At 71.2% G+C, this 15,999-nt stretch carries 18 protein-coding genes; 13 read left to right on the forward strand and 5 right to left on the reverse strand.

Features of this window, described 5'->3' with window-relative positions:
- The first annotated feature begins 624 nt into the window (after positions 1-624).
- The 3 genes from ABTW72_RS27145 (at position 625) to ABTW72_RS27155 (ending at position 3,580) form a co-directional block, all read left to right on the forward strand.
- Positions 625-1,659, forward strand: a complete 1,035-nt coding sequence (locus ABTW72_RS27145; RefSeq protein WP_350863216.1) for a hypothetical protein — start codon at positions 625-627, stop codon at positions 1,657-1,659.
- A gap of 226 nt (positions 1,660-1,885) precedes the next feature.
- The gene (locus ABTW72_RS27150) at positions 1,886-2,860 is read left to right on the forward strand and encodes a pirin family protein (protein ID WP_350863218.1); all 975 of its coding nucleotides are present in this window, start codon (positions 1,886-1,888) and stop codon (positions 2,858-2,860) included.
- Positions 2,861-2,911: 51 nt separating this feature from the next.
- Positions 2,912-3,580 (forward strand): hypothetical protein, encoded by a 669-nt coding sequence (locus ABTW72_RS27155; protein WP_350863221.1) that lies wholly within the window; start codon positions 2,912-2,914, stop codon positions 3,578-3,580.
- Between the two features lie 266 nt (positions 3,581-3,846).
- Here ABTW72_RS27155 and ABTW72_RS27160 read toward each other — a convergent pair whose 3' ends face one another.
- Positions 3,847-4,515 (reverse strand): DUF1345 domain-containing protein, encoded by a 669-nt coding sequence (locus ABTW72_RS27160; RefSeq protein WP_350863224.1) that lies wholly within the window; start codon positions 4,513-4,515, stop codon positions 3,847-3,849.
- A gap of 42 nt (positions 4,516-4,557) precedes the next feature.
- On the reverse strand, positions 4,558-4,830 hold the full coding sequence (locus ABTW72_RS27165) for a DUF2795 domain-containing protein (protein ID WP_030332551.1): 273 nt from the start codon (positions 4,828-4,830) through the stop codon (positions 4,558-4,560).
- Positions 4,831-4,985: 155 nt separating this feature from the next.
- Here ABTW72_RS27165 and ABTW72_RS27170 point away from each other — a divergent pair, with 155 nt between their 5' ends.
- The 6 genes from ABTW72_RS27170 to ABTW72_RS27195 all read left to right on the forward strand — a co-directional run bounded on the left by ABTW72_RS27170 (position 4,986) and on the right by ABTW72_RS27195 (position 8,868).
- Positions 4,986-5,396 carry a DUF2267 domain-containing protein gene (locus ABTW72_RS27170; protein ID WP_203124864.1) on the forward strand — a complete coding sequence of 137 codons (411 nt, stop codon included), beginning with the start codon at positions 4,986-4,988 and terminating at the stop codon, positions 5,394-5,396.
- A 217-nt stretch (positions 5,397-5,613) separates the two neighbouring features.
- Complete coding sequence (locus ABTW72_RS27175; protein WP_350863227.1) at positions 5,614-6,639, forward strand: TerC/Alx family metal homeostasis membrane protein; 1,026 nt, start codon at positions 5,614-5,616, stop codon at positions 6,637-6,639.
- Between the two features lie 75 nt (positions 6,640-6,714).
- Positions 6,715-7,314 carry a sulfite oxidase-like oxidoreductase gene (locus ABTW72_RS27180; RefSeq protein WP_350863230.1) on the forward strand — a complete coding sequence of 200 codons (600 nt, stop codon included), beginning with the start codon at positions 6,715-6,717 and terminating at the stop codon, positions 7,312-7,314.
- A gap of 7 nt (positions 7,315-7,321) precedes the next feature.
- Complete coding sequence (locus ABTW72_RS27185; protein ID WP_350863660.1) at positions 7,322-8,086, forward strand: ferredoxin reductase; 765 nt, start codon at positions 7,322-7,324, stop codon at positions 8,084-8,086.
- A 34-nt stretch (positions 8,087-8,120) separates the two neighbouring features.
- A complete protein-coding gene (locus ABTW72_RS27190) occupies positions 8,121-8,414 on the forward strand; it encodes a DUF6510 family protein (RefSeq protein ID WP_091408116.1) in 294 nt (97 codons plus the stop codon).
- Between the two features lie 34 nt (positions 8,415-8,448).
- The gene (locus tag ABTW72_RS27195; RefSeq protein WP_350863233.1) at positions 8,449-8,868 is read left to right on the forward strand and encodes a hypothetical protein; all 420 of its coding nucleotides are present in this window, start codon (positions 8,449-8,451) and stop codon (positions 8,866-8,868) included.
- Between the two features lie 27 nt (positions 8,869-8,895).
- Here the strand turns inward: ABTW72_RS27195 and ABTW72_RS27200 are convergent, their stop codons facing one another.
- On the reverse strand, positions 8,896-9,039 hold the full coding sequence (locus ABTW72_RS27200; RefSeq protein WP_350863236.1) for a hypothetical protein: 144 nt from the start codon (positions 9,037-9,039) through the stop codon (positions 8,896-8,898).
- A 116-nt stretch (positions 9,040-9,155) separates the two neighbouring features.
- Positions 9,156-9,563 carry a pyridoxamine 5'-phosphate oxidase family protein gene (locus ABTW72_RS27205; protein WP_350863239.1) on the reverse strand — a complete coding sequence of 136 codons (408 nt, stop codon included), beginning with the start codon at positions 9,561-9,563 and terminating at the stop codon, positions 9,156-9,158.
- Positions 9,564-9,836: 273 nt separating this feature from the next.
- Here ABTW72_RS27205 and ABTW72_RS27210 point away from each other — a divergent pair, with 273 nt between their 5' ends.
- The 4 genes from ABTW72_RS27210 (at position 9,837) to ABTW72_RS27225 (ending at position 14,789) form a co-directional block, all read left to right on the forward strand.
- The gene (locus tag ABTW72_RS27210; RefSeq protein ID WP_350863242.1) at positions 9,837-10,559 is read left to right on the forward strand and encodes a VOC family protein; all 723 of its coding nucleotides are present in this window, start codon (positions 9,837-9,839) and stop codon (positions 10,557-10,559) included.
- 69 nt (positions 10,560-10,628) lie between these two features.
- Positions 10,629-11,156 carry a GNAT family N-acetyltransferase gene (locus tag ABTW72_RS27215; RefSeq protein WP_350863244.1) on the forward strand — a complete coding sequence of 176 codons (528 nt, stop codon included), beginning with the start codon at positions 10,629-10,631 and terminating at the stop codon, positions 11,154-11,156.
- A gap of 123 nt (positions 11,157-11,279) precedes the next feature.
- Positions 11,280-13,433 (forward strand): amylo-alpha-1,6-glucosidase, encoded by a 2,154-nt coding sequence (locus ABTW72_RS27220; protein ID WP_350863247.1) that lies wholly within the window; start codon positions 11,280-11,282, stop codon positions 13,431-13,433.
- Positions 13,434-13,487: 54 nt separating this feature from the next.
- Positions 13,488-14,789 carry an NAD(P)/FAD-dependent oxidoreductase gene (locus ABTW72_RS27225; protein ID WP_350863249.1) on the forward strand — a complete coding sequence of 434 codons (1,302 nt, stop codon included), beginning with the start codon at positions 13,488-13,490 and terminating at the stop codon, positions 14,787-14,789.
- A 63-nt stretch (positions 14,790-14,852) separates the two neighbouring features.
- Here the strand turns inward: ABTW72_RS27225 and ABTW72_RS27230 are convergent, their stop codons facing one another.
- Positions 14,853-15,947: an AI-2E family transporter gene (locus ABTW72_RS27230; protein WP_350863252.1), complete on the reverse strand. Its 1,095-nt coding sequence runs from the start codon at positions 15,945-15,947 to the stop codon at positions 14,853-14,855.
- Positions 15,948-15,999: the final 52 nt, after the last annotated feature.

The raw sequence follows: 15,999 nt of genomic DNA on the forward strand, positions 1-15,999 counted from the left end.
CCCGAGTACTCCACGACCGCGTTCCTCAAGGGCCTCAAGCAGGTCGACGGGTGGCAGGACATGCCGCTGACCGAGGCCGCGCAGACCGTGCAGGTCTCGGCCTACCCGGACGCCTACGCCCAGTGGGAGCAGCAGGCCGCCGACCTGGTTGGCCAGTACTGGAACAGCTGACCCGCACCACGGCACTACCGCATGACCGACCGCTGGCCGGCACCCCTAACCCGGGGTGCCGGCCAGCGGCCTTTCTGCTCTAGCCGGTCGCTGGTCACCGTTCACAGTCGCCGTCCTCGTCCTCGTTCGCTGGCCGCTGGCCGCGAGGCCGTCTGCCGGCCGCGAGGCCGTCGTCCGCTGGCTGCTGGCCGCTGGCCGTGGGCCGCCGGCTGCGGGGTCGTTTGTCGTGGCCGCCGGGCTGCGGATGTTCGCTCTGCACAGGTCTTTGGAGAAGCAAATGGCGTCGTCTGATCGGCGGGTGTTCGTAGATCTTGGACAGTTTCCGTTCTGCGCGAACGGAAACTGTCCAAGATCTACGTTGGCGACGTAGCGGAGTGACGTGATCGGCGCCGAGTGATCCGATCGGCCGGCGGGTACGTACCCCTGGACGGGGACCGGCGGAGGGACACAGGCATGGCCGCAGTGGGGTACGGCGCGGATCGCGAACCGGAGTCTGAGCCGTCCGGTGAGGCCGCACCGCGACGGTGGTCCTCCGGTGCTCGTCTGTTGGTGGCCGCTGCCGCCGTCGTGTTGCTCCTGGGCGCGGCAGCGGTGGCCGTGATCGTTGCCGATCCAGACCACCTCGGCATGACCTACTCCGGTCAACCCGACGGAACTCGCCCGGACGGCACTCGCCCCGACGACGGAACTCGCCCGGACGGCACTCGCCCCGACGACGGCGCTCGCCCGGACGGCACTCGCCCGGACGACGGCGGCCGTCCGGAAGGCGTCGCTGACCCGGACGCGGCTGAGGGTCGCCGAGGTGGTGGTGCGGGTGCTGCTGCCGAGCAACTGTTGACAGCGCCGCTGGCGGGTCGGCAGGAGGGCACCTTCGTGCTCGCGGATGGGCTGTCCTCGTTCGAGCTGCGGGTGGCCGAGTTGGGCGATGACCTGTACCGGATCAGTACCCCGGCCGGCTCGGGTGTGGCGGGCCGACCGACGGTGCGGGGGGAGACCGTGCGGCTCGACCTCGTGGAGTCCGGGACGCGCGGGCCACGGGCGGTGCGGGTGTTGCTCAACGAGCGGGTCGCGTGGCGTCTCCACCTCGTTGGCGGGGTGAGCAGCCAGGTGCTGGACCTGGCCCGGGCCCGGCTGCGGGGCGTGGAACTCGCCGGCGGTTCCAGCCGTACCGAGCTTCTCCTGCCACCGATCACGGCTTCCCGCCCCGGCGATCCCACCGGCCCGCGCTCAGACCGGCCCGCCAGCATCCTCACCGTACGACTCACCGGTGGGACCAGCCAGCTCGACGTCCGGGTCCCGGGGGAGACTCCGGTACGGGTTCGGGCGGGAGCCGGTGCCGGCTCGGTGGTGGTACGCGACGCTCGCTGGGATGGGGTGGCCGCGGGCTCGGTGCTGGGTACGCCGGGTTGGGACCGGTCGGCGGAGCGCCTGTACCTGGACCTGGTCGCCGGTGCCAACAGCGTGCTGGTCTCCTCCAGCCACCGGTGAACCCACGCCGGCCCGCCCACGCCGGCCCGCCCACGCCGGCCCGCCCACGCCGGCCCGCCCCGCCCGCCCCGGGGCCAGCCGACACCGCTCAACCCGCGCCGGTCCGCCCGCGCCGCGGCCAACCCACGCCGATGACCCCGCGCCGATAAACCACGCGCTGGTGAACCCCGCCCAGGCTGGCTGGAAGCGTCGCGGTCGCGGATGGGTGTGCGCGTACAGTCGGGCGGTGGAGCGTACTGAATCGATGCTGGCGCAGACCCGACCGCCTGGCGTGGCCGAGGTCGATCCCGGCAGTGTGTTGTTGCCTGGCCACGACGTGCCGTTGGGTCGGTACACCACGGTGCGGCGGCTGCTTCCGCAGCGCGCCCGCCGGATGGTCGGCGCGTGGTGTTTTGTGGATCATTTCGGCCCGGACGATGTGGCGCAGCGGCCCGGTATGGAGGTGCCGCCGCACCCGCACACCGGGCTGCAGACGGTGACCTGGCTGCTCGACGGCGAGATTCTGCACCGGGACAGCCTCGGCAACGTGCAGCCGATCGTGCCCGGCCAGCTGAACGTGATGACCTCCGGTAACGGCATCGCCCACTCGGAGCGCTCGCCGGCCATTCACCCGCCGGTGATGCACGGTGTGCAGCTCTGGGTGGCTCTGCCGGACCCGGCGCGGGCCGGAGCGGCCGACTTCGCGCACCACGCCGACCTGCCGCGCTGGCGGGACGGCGATCTGGACGTCACAGTGCTGGTCGGCGAGTTCGCCGGGGAGCGGTCACCGGCGGTGGTGCACACCCCGCTGGTGGGGGTGCAATTGGAGTTGGGCGGCGAGGCGCCGGCGACGATGGCGTTGCGGCCGGATTTCGAGTACGCCGTGCTGGCGATGTCCGGGTCCGCGGAGGCGGCCGGGGTCGGGTTCGAGCCGGGGGCGCTGCTGTATCTGGGCTCGGGCCGTCGGGAGTTGACAGTGCGTGGCGGGGCCGGGGCCCGGTTGCTGCTGCTGGGCGGTACGCCGTTCGAGGAGCCGTTGGTGATGTGGTGGAACTTCGTGGGCCGGTCACACGAGGAGATCGCCGCCGCCCGGGAGGACTGGATGGCCGGCGACGGGCGCTTCGGCGTGGTCGCCGACGATCAGGCGCCGCCGCTGCCGGCCCCCGCCCTGCCCACGACCCGCCTCAAGGCCCGCGACCGCACCGGCGGCCTGCACGGCTGACCGCGCCGGGCGGTGGGTGTGTGGCTGGAGGTGGCGCGGGTAGTCGCCGGCATGGCGACCAGTCTGATCACTCCGGTGGAGGACCGTAAACGTCTGGCGCGCCGGCTCGCCGGTAGCGGGCGGGGCTTCGCCGAGCAGTACGGGTTCCGGGTGACCAACAACCCGGCGAGCCTGTTCCAGGTGCTGTACCTGTCGGTGCTGCTGGCCCGTCGTGGTGATTTCCGGCGGGCGTTGGACGGGGCGCGGGCGGTGCGCGACGAGGGGTGGGACAGCGCGGCACGGCTGGCGCGCTCACTGCACGAGGACCGGGTCCGGGTGCTGCGCGCCAGCGGCCAGCGCGGTGACGTGGACGCGCTGGCCGCTGTGCTGGGTGACCTGGCCCGGACGGTGATCGAGCGGTACCGGGGTGATCTGCGCCGGCTGCGGGCGGTGGCGCACCACGACCCGGTCCGGGAGCGGGCGCTGCTGGCCGAGCTTCCGGGCGTCGACGATCAGGTCGTCGACCTCTTCCTCCGCGAGGCGCAGGCGTTGTGGCGGGAGGTGGCCCCGGTCGCCGACCGGCGGGCGCTGGCTGCCGCACGTCGGCTCGGACTGGGCAGGTCGGCGGACGACCTGGCCGGCCTTGCCACTGGCGAGTCCGAGCAGTTGGCCTGGCTGGTGGGGGCGTTGGCCCGGGTCGACCTGGAGCATCGGTACGCGGAGGTGACCGGTCGGCCGTGACGTGCCCTGGCCCACACTTCCTCAAATTCTGACCAAACGGAGGATGTTCTGCCGTATGGTTGGACCCGGCAGTGCTGGCCGCTCGGTTCGAGCGGACCTCCACCGCCTGGTGACCGCGACCGGTTCGGATGCGGTTCACCGCCTGGGCAGGCTTGCGTGGCGCCCTGGGTCGCGGTTCGTGACCAGGGGCGCCCGCCTGTCCCGGCCCTTCGATCGGCCCCGCCCCCGTGTCGCACCCCGGGGGACGGCGCGGCCGGAAACCCGCCTTACCGGGCCAGACCCGCCAGCAGGTTCACGGTCACGGCGATGATGAACGCGCCGAACAGGTACGACACCATCGAGTGGCGCAGCACCGTACGACGCATCTCGTTGCTGGTCAGGTTGGTGTCGGAGATCTGGAACGTCGTCCCGATGGTGAACGCGACGTACGCGAAGTCGGAGTAGCGCGGCGGTTCGGGCTGGTTGAAGTTCACCCCGCCGTCCGGGCCGGTGTAGTAGATCCGGGCGTACCGGGCGGCGAACACGGTGTGCACCACGAACCAGGAGAGCACCACGCTGAGCACGCCCACGCCGCTGTGCAGCTCCCGGGCCGTCCCGGGGGGCGCGTTCTGCGTGCTGGCCACGACCAACCCGACGGCCAGCAGGCTGGCCAGGCAGGCGACGAGCAGCAGGGCGTCCCGGATCGCCCGGTTCGGGTCCTCGTGGACGGCCAGTTGTGCGGTCCGCTCGGCGTCCATCGGCCAGATCTTGTGCCAGACCAGCACGAGCCAGCTCAGCGCGCCCACGTCCCAGCCGGCCAGCGCGGCGAGCGGCAGGGGCAGCAACAGCGCGAAGACGCAGCCGGAAATGACGCCGACCACCGCCACAACGGCGAGCTGCTTCGCAGCAGCCGGGAAACGCACGTCCGCTGGCCGGTCGGGGCCGGTCTGGGTCATCCGGGCCGCTCCCGGGTCAGGGTGGTGGGCGCCACCGCCGGGTCAGATGCCGCGCAGGTGCTGCGAGACCCGGTTGTGCTTCTTGTCCCGGGCCTGCTCGGCCCGCTGGGCGGGGCCGACCTCGGGCGCTGCCTCGATCCCGGCCGACCGGGCCACCTCGGTCCCGTTGGCGTAGTCGACCGGCGGCAGGGCGCGCAACGCCTTCAGCACGTCCGGCGGGGCGCCCTCCCGTTCGGCCTCGCGGACCACGTCGTCCTTCTCGGCCGGGTAGTCCAGGCTCGACAGGTACTGCAGGACGTCGGCGTAGCTCGCCATGGCGTGGGCTCCCTCGGGCATCGATGTGGTGACGACCGGCGGCGGTTACCCGCCCGCCGGCCGGTCACGCCCGCCCGGCGGAGGAAACCGGCGCCGTTTCTCCTCGGCCGTCGCGGGTAACCGCAGACGCCGACGCGAGCCCAAGGGAGTACGCGATGAACTACGACACCTTCATCGACCAGGTTTCCCAGCGCACCGCCACGTCGTCCGAGCGGGCGGTCGAGCTGACCCGGGCCGTGTTGGAGACGTTCGCCGAGCGGTTGACCGGCGGTGAGGTCCTGGACCTGGCCGCCCAGTTGCCCCAACCGCTGCAACTCGTGCTCAAACCGAGCCCGAGCACCGAGCAGGCGGACCGGTTCGGCGCGGCGGAGTTCGTCGCCCGGGTCGCGTTGCGCGCCGGTGTGCAGGAGCCCGCCGCCGAGGACGCCAGTCGGGCGGTCTTCACCACCCTGCGCGAGGCGATCACCGGCGGTGAGTTCGATGACGTGGCGACCCAACTGCCACGTGACTATCGCGGCCTGATCGAGCCGGCGATGGCCCCGGGCGCGACGTTACGCCGCGGCTGACAGCGCTCGTACCGCGCACACACAGCGGTTTACCAGGGCAACCATCGATGTCCCGCTTGGCGTGGCGATTCCGCCTGGCCTAACCTTGTCGTGCGAGGGGAGTACTTCCCACGAACCATTCCGGTCAGTACGGCACGCCCGGCGTGCCTCGGGTGGTTGCCCACCAGATGGTGGGTGAAGGAGACCTCGAACATGACGGTGTTCGAGGAGACCCCATATGAGCCAAGTGTCGTATCTGTCCGCCGCCGGTGACCTGTCGTCGGTGGGCACGCCCACGCTGTGGGCGGTCACCATCATCGGCGTCCTCCTGCTGTTGGTGCTGGACTTCCTGGTCACTCGTCGCCCGCACGAGGTTTCCATGCGGGAGGCCATCGGCTGGTCGGCGTTCTACATAGCGCTGCCGCTGGCGTTCGGTGGCTGGATCTGGTCCCGCTTCGGCTCCCAGCAGGGCGTTGAATACCTGACCGGTTACCTGGTGGAAAAGTCGCTCTCGGTCGACAACCTCTTCGTCTTCATGTTGCTGTTGGCGGCGTTCGCGGTGCCGGCGGTGCTCGCCCAGCGGGTGCTGCTCTACGGCATCGCCGGTGCGCTGGTGCTGCGGGCCGTCTTCATCGCTCTCGGTGCGGCGGCGTTGCAGACCCTCGACTTCGCCTTCCTGCTGTTCGCGATCATCCTCATCGCCACCGCGGTGAAGCTGCTGCGCGATGCCATGTCCGGGCATCAGCAGGAAGTCGACATCAACAAGATGCGCTCGGTGAAGCTGCTGCGCAAGGTCATGCCGGTGGTCGACGACTACCACGGCACCAAGATGACCGTCCGGCAGGGCGCGAAGCGGGCACTCACGCCATTCGCCCTCGTGGTGGTCGCGGTGCTGGCCACCGACGTCGTCTTCGCGGTCGACTCGGTGCCGGCGGTCTACGGCATCACCGAGGACCCGTACCTGGTGTTCGCGACCAACGCGTTCGCCCTGCTCGGCCTGCGGGCGCTCTACTTCGTCCTGCACGCGGCGCTGAGCCGGCTGGTGCACCTCAGCTACGGCCTGGCCGTCATCCTGGCGTTCATCGGTCTCAAGCTGGGTCTGCACTGGGCGCACGGCATCTGGGACAGCGTGCCGCAGATCCCCACCCTGGCCTCGCTCGGCGTGATCATCGGTGTGCTCGTGGTGGTCACGGTGACCAGTCTGCGCGCGACCCGGGGCGGCGACCTGCCCGAGGACCGCAAGGTCGTCGCGGAGCGGCACTGACCGCGCCGCGCCGGCTGACGACGGGGTACGCGGGAAAGCTCCCGCCCCCACCGGCGCGGGTGGTACGACTGTGCAATGGGAATCGTGTCACCGGGCTTTCAGGGTCGGCCCCGAACTCAGGAGCCGGCCCTGCCACCCGGTCAGTATCTGACCGAGGACTTTCCGGTGCTCTCGGCCGGCCCGACGCCCCGGGTGTCACTGGACACCTGGGAGTTCGTCATCTCCGCCGAGAACGGCAGCGACCACCGGTGGTCGTGGCAGGAGCTGATGGCCCTGCCGCAGGAGACGCCGACGGTGGACATCCACTGCGTCACCCGCTGGTCCAAGCTCGGCACCAACTGGCAGGGCGTCTCACTGGACACGCTGCTCGCCGACGTCGACACGGGGGCGCACTTCGCGCTGGCGCACTCCTACGGCGGGTACACCACCAACCTGCCGCTCGACGACCTGCGCGGCGGCCAGGCCTGGGTGGTGCACACCTTCGACGGCGCCCCGCTGCCCGCTGAGCACGGCGGGCCGGCGCGACTGCTGGTGCCGCACCTGTACTTCTGGAAGTCCGCCAAGTGGGTGCGCGGCCTCCGGCTCAAGACTATGGACGAGCCAGGGTTCTGGGAGACCGCCGGGTACCACGACTACGGCGACCCGTGGCGCGAACAGCGGTACCAGGGTGACTGAGCGCGCAGTGGCGACGAGCACCCAGCGCCGTACGCCCAACCGTTGGCAGGTCGGCCGGCTGGTGGAGCGCCGGGTGGAGACGCCGACCGCGCAGACCCTGGTGCTGGAGGTCCCGGACTGGCCGGGGCACCTGCCCGGGCAGCACGTCGACCTGCGGCTCACCGCCCCGGACGGTTACCAGGCGGCCCGGTCGTACTCGATCGCCGGGCCGGCCGTGGACGGGCCGGGAGGGCCGCGCATCGAGGTGACGGTGCAGCGGGTGCACGACGGCGAGGTGTCGCCGTACCTCATTGATGTCTTCGGGGCCGGCGACCCGATCGAGGTACGCGGACCGCTCGGTGGTTGGTTCATCTGGCGGCCCGAGGAGACCGCGCCGGTGCAGCTCGTCGCCGGTGGCTCCGGCGTCGTGCCGCTGATGGCGATGATCCGGGCGCGGCGGGCGGTGGGCAGCAAGGCACCGTTCCGGCTGATCTACTCGGTGCGCACCCCCGGCGACGTGATCTACGCCGACGAGCTGCGCCGCCGGGTCCGCGACGACTTCGGGCTGGACGTCGCGTACGTCTACACCCGCGAGGCGCCCGAGGACTGGCGCGGTGAGCCGCACCGGATCGGGCTCGCCGATGTCAACACGCACGGGTGGCCACCGGATCTGGAACCACTCACCTACGTCTGTGGCCCGACCGCGTTCGTGGAGACCGTGGCCGACCTGCTGGTGGGGCTGGGTCACCCGTCGCGCCGGGTCAAGACCGAACGCTTCGGCCCCACCGGCTGACCACCGCTCACTCACGCAGTGTCGAGGAGATTCGATGACCGAGATGTCGTACCTGGACGGCAACATGCTCGACGGCCCGATGCGTGAGCTGTTCACCGTCGACCTGAGCAGCGCGATGGGCCGCTGTGAGAACTGCGGGACGACCGGGTCGATGGCCAGCCTGCACGTCTACTCGCACGCCCCGGGCCTCGTCGCCCGCTGCCCCTCCTGTGAGGAGGTGATGGTGCGCCTGGTGCGCGGGCCGGACCGGGCCTGGCTGGACATGCGGGGCACCACCTACCTCCAGGTGCCGATGCCGATGGAGCAGACGTTCCCCGGCCCGCTCTGACGGAACGCTCGCCCGGCTGAGGCAGGATGGCCGGATGAGCACCGGTCGATGGCGTGGTGTGCCGCTCGCGGTCCGGTGCGTGGTGGCTGTCGCCGTGCTGGTCTTCGCCTACGGCACCGCGGTGCACGTGGTGCAGCTGTTCCTGCCTCAGTTCAGGCCGCAGCTCGCCCTGCCCGGGTGGCTGACGTTCTACTTCACGTCCCTGACGCTGTGGGATCCGTTGACGGCGGTGCTGTTGGCCGCTCGCCGGGTTGAGGGGCTCGTGTTGGGCTGCGCGGTGCTGGTCACGGACGCGGCCGCGAACGGGTACGCCAACTACGTGCTGGACCCGGCGGGCGGCCTCACCCCGGGCCGGATCGGGCAGGCCGTCATCACCGTCCTCGCCGTCGGTCTCGTCGCGCTCAGCCCGTGGCTGGCACCGTGGTTCGCCCGGTCCGCGGTGCAGCGGCACTGACCCGGTCCCGCTACCGCGTATCCCGGTTCATCTGAGCGAGGACAGCGCGCGCACGGCTTCGACCACGGCGGCGGGTTGGTCCTTGTGGGTGTAGTGGCCGCTGTCGGGTACCACGACCGTGTTGCCGAGGCTGATGGTCAGTGAGAACAGGTCGTGCTCGTCGACCAGCACCGAGCTTCGGCAGTGCGGGCAGCCGTCGAGCCGGGTACCGGGCGAACGCGTTCCGTACGGCCTGCCAGGGCCGTCGTCAGCTCGTCCTCCACCGGCCGGATTCTCGCATCGACGGCTCACTGCGCGATGCCCGCGAGCAGCCACCGCCGGACGGGGATCTCCAGGAGCAGCCGCTCGCCGTCCGGGCCGACCTGCCGGCCGACGTCCCAGCCGTCGTACTTGCGCGCGAACGCCTCGACGACCGGGCTCGGGAACCCACTTCGGTGCACGTGGGCGGCGCCCTCCGCCACCACCGGCGCGTTGCCGCTCTCCAGAGCCAGGGACACCCGTGGGTCGGCCACGACGTTGCGGGACTTGACGCTGCGGCTCTCGCAACCGACCCAGAACGTCGCGGAGAGGTAGACGAACCAGACCGGCGTCAGGTGCGGGGACCCGTCGCGCCGCACCGTGCACAGCCAGACGTTCAGCTCCCGCGACAGTCGCTCCTGGACGTCGGCCGGGGGGATCGAGGGGGTTCGGCTCACCGGGCCAGTGGATCACAACGCCGCACGTTCCGACGACGGTCTTTCACCTGCTGCGGGCTCGCGTGCGGCGCCCGGTCGTGCAGGGCCTGCGACACCGGAACCAGGCTGAGCCCTTCCTCGGTCTCGTGGTCGTCCGGCCTCGCCCTGGGCCCGCACCGTCGCGGCGCACCTCACCGCGTGACCCGAAAGTCGGGTGCGGTCGACCTGGCGCAGCCCTAGGCTCCCGCTCCGACGGCTGTCACGGCGTCCGGTCCGATGGGAGATGAGGTAGCGATGACTTCGCACCTGTTCGCGATCAGTTTCGACGCGAGCGAGCCTCTGCGGCTCGCGCAGTTCTGGTCCGGGCTCCTGGGGCGGGAGATCGTCGACGATCCACACGACGGGGTCCTTCTGCTACCCGTCAACGACAACGGGTACCGCCTCCGCTTCGCACCGAACCAGCAGCCGAAGGTGGTCCAGAATCGGATGCACTTCGATCTGACCAGCTGTTCGCTGGAGGACCAGCGGCAGACGGTGGCCCGGGCGTTGGAGCTCGGCGCACGGCACATCGACATCGGCCAGGACCCGAACGACGATCACGTGGTGCTCGCCGACCCCGAGGGCAACGAGTTCGACGTCATCGGGCCGGGCAACACGTTCCTCGCCGGCTGCGGCTTTATCGGTGCGCTGGCCTGCGACGGATCGCAGGCGGTCGGATACTTCTGGAGTGCGGCGCTGGGCTGGCCGCTGGTCTGGGACCAGGACGAGGAGACCGCGATCCAGTCGCCGCACGGCGGCACGAAGATCAGCTGGGGTGGCCCACCGCTGATGCCGAACGGCGGCAGGGATCGGGTCCGTTTCGACCTCGCCCCAGCTGTCGACGGCGATTGGCAGGCCGAGGTCGACCGTCTGCTCTCGCTCGGAGCGACCCGGGTCGACACCGACCAGGAGGGCGCCGGCCGACTGGTACTGGCCGACCCCGATGGTCAGGAGTTCAGCCTGTTGACGTCCCGCTAGCGCGCCGACGCCCACCCGCCCGGTAGCCGGTTGGACAACGGCGGCAACCGTCGGTCAGAGTGGTCCGCCGTGAGATACCTGCGTACCGGTGGTCCGGCCGCGATCCGACGACCCCGGCCCACCGACTCGGACGAGTTCGTCGTCGCCGCGCGGCGCAGTCGGGACCTGCACCACCCCTGGTTGGCCGCGCCGGCCAGCCCAGAGGAGTACGAGCTCTATCTGCGCCGGATCCGTCGTCGCGACAGCGCCGGCTACCTGATCTGCGACCGGGCCAGCGGCGAGATCGCCGGCTACGTGAACATCAGCGGGATCGTGCTCGGTGCGCTGCGTGGTGGCTTCCTGGGGTACGCGGCGTTCCTGCCGTACAGCGGGACCGGGCACGCCTCGGCGGGCGTCGCCCTGGTGATCGACCACGCGTTCACCTCGGTCGGGTTGCACCGGCTGGAGGCGAACATCCAACCGGGCAACGAGCCGTCGCGGCGGTTGGTCCGCAAGCTGGGTTTCCGGTTGGAGGGCTTCTCCCCGGACTACCTGTTCATCGACGGCGCCTGGCGCGACCACGAGCGCTGGGCGATCACCGCGCCAACTCCCGCCTGACCGCCGGCCCGGCGCGGCCGGGTTGACGGCAGACCGGCACTGCGGCAAGCGTTCCCGGACGTCGCGGAACTTTCACCCAGACCGGGTGATGACGCTCCGCACCATACTTCCTACGGTGGGTGCATGGCTGCCGTGCGTGCGACCCCTGCCAATCCCTTCCCCGGCCTGTCCGTCGCGGATTCGGACAGCGGTGACCAGCGGGCGATCCCCCCGGAGTTGGGCCCCAACTCCATCGCGGTGCTCAGCGGGCCCACCTTCCTCTACTCCAACGCCCAGGGGGATGTGCCGCCGGGCAGCATCGGCGGGCTCGTCCACCTGGACACTCGCCTGCTCAGCGGCTGGACGCTGACCGTCAACGGCAGCGAACTGCTGGTGCTGCGCTCCGAGACCATCGAGCACTACTCCGCGCAGTACACGCTCACCAACCCCGAACTGCCGGGGCTACCGCCGAACAGCCTGGGTCTCCGGCGGCTGCGCTACATCAGCGACGGCTTGCACGAGCGCCTGGAGCTGGTCTCGTTCCAACTGGAGCCGGCTCGGGTGGAGCTGCGGCTGGCCGTCGACGCCGACTTCGCCGACCTGTTCGAGGTCAAGTCGACGGTTCGGGACCGCTCCGCCGAGATCAGCCGCAACCACGCTACCGACGGGTCCGAGCTGTGTTTCTCCTACCGGCGCGGCGACTTCTCCGCGCAGACCCGGGTGTGCTGTGCGACACCGGCGGACCGCGTCGAGGGTGACGACCTGGTCTGGGACCTGAACCTGGGTCCCCGGGAGGTCTGGAAGGTGGACCTGCACGTGCCGCTGCCGCATGGCTTGGGGGTGGTCGAGCCGGTGCGCGGCGACATTGCGGACGTCTTCCACGGCCGCGCCGACGACCCGCTGCGCCGGTGGACCGAGGACCGGGCGGTGTTGCGCAGCGACAGCATGCCGTTGGAGCGCACCGTACGCCAGTCCCGTGACGACCTGTCCTCGCTGCGGCTCGACCTGGAGGTCAAGGGTCAGCAGATCATGCTGCCCGGTGCCGGGCTGCCCTGGTTCCTCACCGTCTTCGGGCGGGACACGCTCATCACCGCGTACCAGACGTTGGTCGCCGGGCCGGCCCTGGCGAAGGGTGCCCTGCTCGCGCTGGCTCGGCTGCAGGGCGAGACCTGCGACGACTTCACCGACGAGGAGCCCGGCAAGATCCTGCACGAGGTCCGCAGCGGTGAGCTGACCCGCTCCGGCGAGAAACCGTACGGGCCCTACTACGGCACCGCCGACGCCACCCAACTGTGGCTGATCCTGCTCTCCGAGTACTGGCGCTGGACCGGCGACGACGAAACGGTGCGGCAACTGCGGGACAACGCGCTGGCCGCGGTGCGCTGGATCGACGAGTACGGCGACCGGGACGGCGACGGCTACGTCGAGTACGCCACCCGCTCGCCCGAAGGGCTGGGCAACCAGTGCTGGCGGGACTCCCCGGACGGGGTCTGTTTCGCCGACGGCCGGATCCCCGTGCTCCCGCTGGCCACCTGCGACCTGCAGGGCTACACCTACGACGCCAAGATGCGGCTGGCCGAGTTGTTCGACGGGCCGTTGGGCGATCCCACGTTGGCGGGCCGGCTGCGCGACCAGGCCACCACCCTGTACGAGCGGTTCAACCAGGACTTCTGGATCGAGGAACGGGGCGGCTACTACGCGGTCGCCCTGGACGGCGACAAGAACCGCGTCGATTCCAAGACCTCGAACATGGGTCACCTGTTGTGGAGCGGAATCGTCCCGCCGGAGCGCGCCGACGCGGTGGTGCGACAACTCATGTCGCCGGAGATGTTCTCCGGTTGGGGCATCCGAACGCTGTCCCGGGAGGAGCGGCCCTACAACGCCCTCGGCTACCACCTCGGCACGGTCTGGCCGCACGACAATTCGATCGCCGCGCTCGGCCTGGCCCGGTACGGCTACCGGGCCGAGTCGAACCGGATCAGTCTGGCGATGATCGAGGCGGCCGAGCAGTTCGGTTACCGGCTGCCGGAGGCGCTCAGCGGGTTCGATCGGGAGCGACTGCTCTTCGCCGTGCCGTTCCCGACCGCGTGCAGCCCGCAGGCCTGGGCGGCCGGCACTCCGCTGGCTCTGATCCGCGCCATGCTCGGCGTCAACCCGGTTGACGGCCGGCTGGTCCTCGATCCGAACGTCCCGGAGGAGCTGGGCCGGATCACCGCCGAGCGGGTCCGGGCGTTCGGCCAACAGTGGGAGGTGGAGGCGGTGGGTCGCAGCGGCCACGTCCGGCTTCAGCCAAGCTGACCGCGGCTGGCGGGCCGGACGTTTGTTCAGGGCTTCGACGGGAAACGGCCCGCAATGACGAAACCTCGTGTGGTGATCGTGGGGGCCGGGTTCGCCGGTTACCACGCGGCGAAGACGTTGAGCCGGATCGCCCGGGACCGGGCCGAGATCGTGGTGCTGAACTCCACCGACTACTTCCTGTACCTGCCGCTGCTGCCCGAGGTGGCGGCCGGGGTGGTCGAGCCCAAACGGATCGCCGTGCCGCTGACCGGGACGCTCAAGGGCGTACGGGTGGTGGTCGGCGAGGCGGACCACGTCGACCTGCAGAACCGCTGGGTCGGCTTCACCCAGGCCGAGGGGGAGAAGAACCGGCTGGCGTACGACCGGCTGGTGCTCGCCGTGGGCAGCGTCAACAAGCTGCTGCCCATCCCGGGGGTGACCGAGTACGCGCACGGCTTCCGCGGCCTGCCCGAGGCCGTCTACCTGCATGATCACATCGTCCGGCAGTTGGAGCTGGCCGAGCAGGCCGAGGACCCGGCCGAGCAGCAGGCCCGGTCCACGTTCGTGGTGGTCGGGGCGGGCTACACCGGCACCGAGGTCGCGGCGCACGGGCAGTTGTTCACCGACGCGTTGCACGCCCAGCGGCCCCGGCTCACCGTCCGGCCCCGCTGGATGCTGCTCGACGTGGCGTCCCGGGTGCTGCCGGAGTTGGACAAGCGGATGTCGGACACCTCGCACAAGGTGCTCAACCGGCGTGGGGTGGACGTGCGGATGGGTACCTCGGTGGCCGAGGCGACGTGCGACGGGGTGAAGCTCACCGACGGCGAGTACGTGCCGACCTGCACCCTGGTGTGGTGCGTGGGTGTGCGCCCCGACCCGTTCGTCAACGAGCTGGGCCTGCGGACCGACCGCGGTCGACTGGTCACCGACGAGTTCCTCAACGTTCCCGGCTACCCGGAGGTGTTCGCCTGCGGTGACGCCGCCGCCGTGCCCGACCTGGTCAACCCGGGGAAGGTGTGCGGGATGACCGCCCAGCACGCGCAGCGGCAGGGCAAGCGCGCGGCGTACAACATCGCCGCGTCGTACGGTTTCGGCCGGCGTAAGCCGTACAAGCACCACGACCTGGGCTGGGTGGTCGACCTCGGTGGCAAGGACGCGGCGGCGAACCCGTTGCAGGTCAACCTGGCCGGGTTGCCGGCCAAGGCCGTCACTCGGGCGTACCACCTGATGGCGATGCCGGGAAACCGCACGCGGGTCAGCGCCGACTGGGCGCTGGACGCGGCGTTGACCCGGTCCGCGGTCCAGTTGGGGCTGGTGCCGGCCAACGCGGTGCCGCTGGAGAGCACCACGCCCGAGGTCGCGACCCGGGCCCGCTGAGCGGGCACCGGCCGGATCGTCGCGGGGCGGGCCGGGTGGCGGCACCGGCCGCACGCGCGACGGTCAGTCGGTGGAGCCGGCCGGTCGCGCGGGCCGTGCGGCCGGGCCGGCCGGCGGGGCGGGTCGCAGCCGGCGCGGGCCGTACTCGCGCAGCAGGGTCTGGACGATGCCGGCGGCGGGGATGGCCAGCAGCGCGCCGAGCAGACCGGCCAGCTCCGCCGCGAGCAGCACACTGACCAGCACCGTCAACGGGTTCAACCGGACCGCGCGGGACAGGATCAGTGGCTGGAGCAGGTGGTTCTCCAGCTGTTGGTAGACGACGAAGAAGACCAGCACCACCACCCCGGCGGTGGGGGAGTGCAGGAAACCGGCACCGGCCGCGATCACCGCGCCGAGGGTCGCCCCGACCAGCGGTATCAGGTCAGCCACCGCCACCAGCAGGGCGATCACCGCCGCGAAGGGCACCCCGGTGACTGCCAGCACCACGAAGGTCAACGCCCCGCAGATCACGCTGATCACGAGGTTCCCGGTGAGATAGCCGGTGACGGTGCGCGACACCTCCCGGCCCACCCGGCGCAGCCGCTCGCCCTGACCGTCCCCGGCCGCCGCGAGCAGGCCGCGGGTGAGCCGCGGCGCCTCCAACACCATGAGGTACGCGAGCACGATGACAGTGATCAGCCCGGCGACCGACTCGACGATGCCGCGCAGCACACCGACCGCGGGTTGGCGCAGCCGGCCGCCGAGGTCGCGCAGTTGCTCGGAGTGCTCGCTGACGTAGCGGCGTACACCGGTGCGCTCCAGCGCCTGTCCCAGCGGGCCCTGTCCGGCGCGGGCCTCCCGCAGCAGCTCGGGCGCCCGGTCGGCGAAGCGGCCCAGCTCGCCGAACAACGGCACCAGGATGAGCGCGGCCAGGATCGCCAGCAGTACGAACGCGGCGAGGAACACCAGCAGGGTGGCCAGTGCCCGACGCCGGACGAAGCGGCGTTGCAGCCGGTCGACGAGGGGTTTGAGCGCGACGGCGAAGAACGCGGCCACCACCGCCCAGACCAGCACCCGCCGGGTCGCGTACACGAAGCCCAGCGCGAGCGCTGTCGCCAGCACCAGACCGATCACGATCAGAGTCCGGCGGCCGGTCGCCCGATCGTCGACATCGCTCATCCGGCGGGCCTTCCCCGCGCGGGCCGTCGGAAACCCGGCATTGCGGGCAAAG

This window comes from Micromonospora sp. NPDC127501 (assembly GCF_040302185.1).
Taxonomy (GTDB): domain Bacteria; phylum Actinomycetota; class Actinomycetes; order Mycobacteriales; family Micromonosporaceae; genus Micromonospora.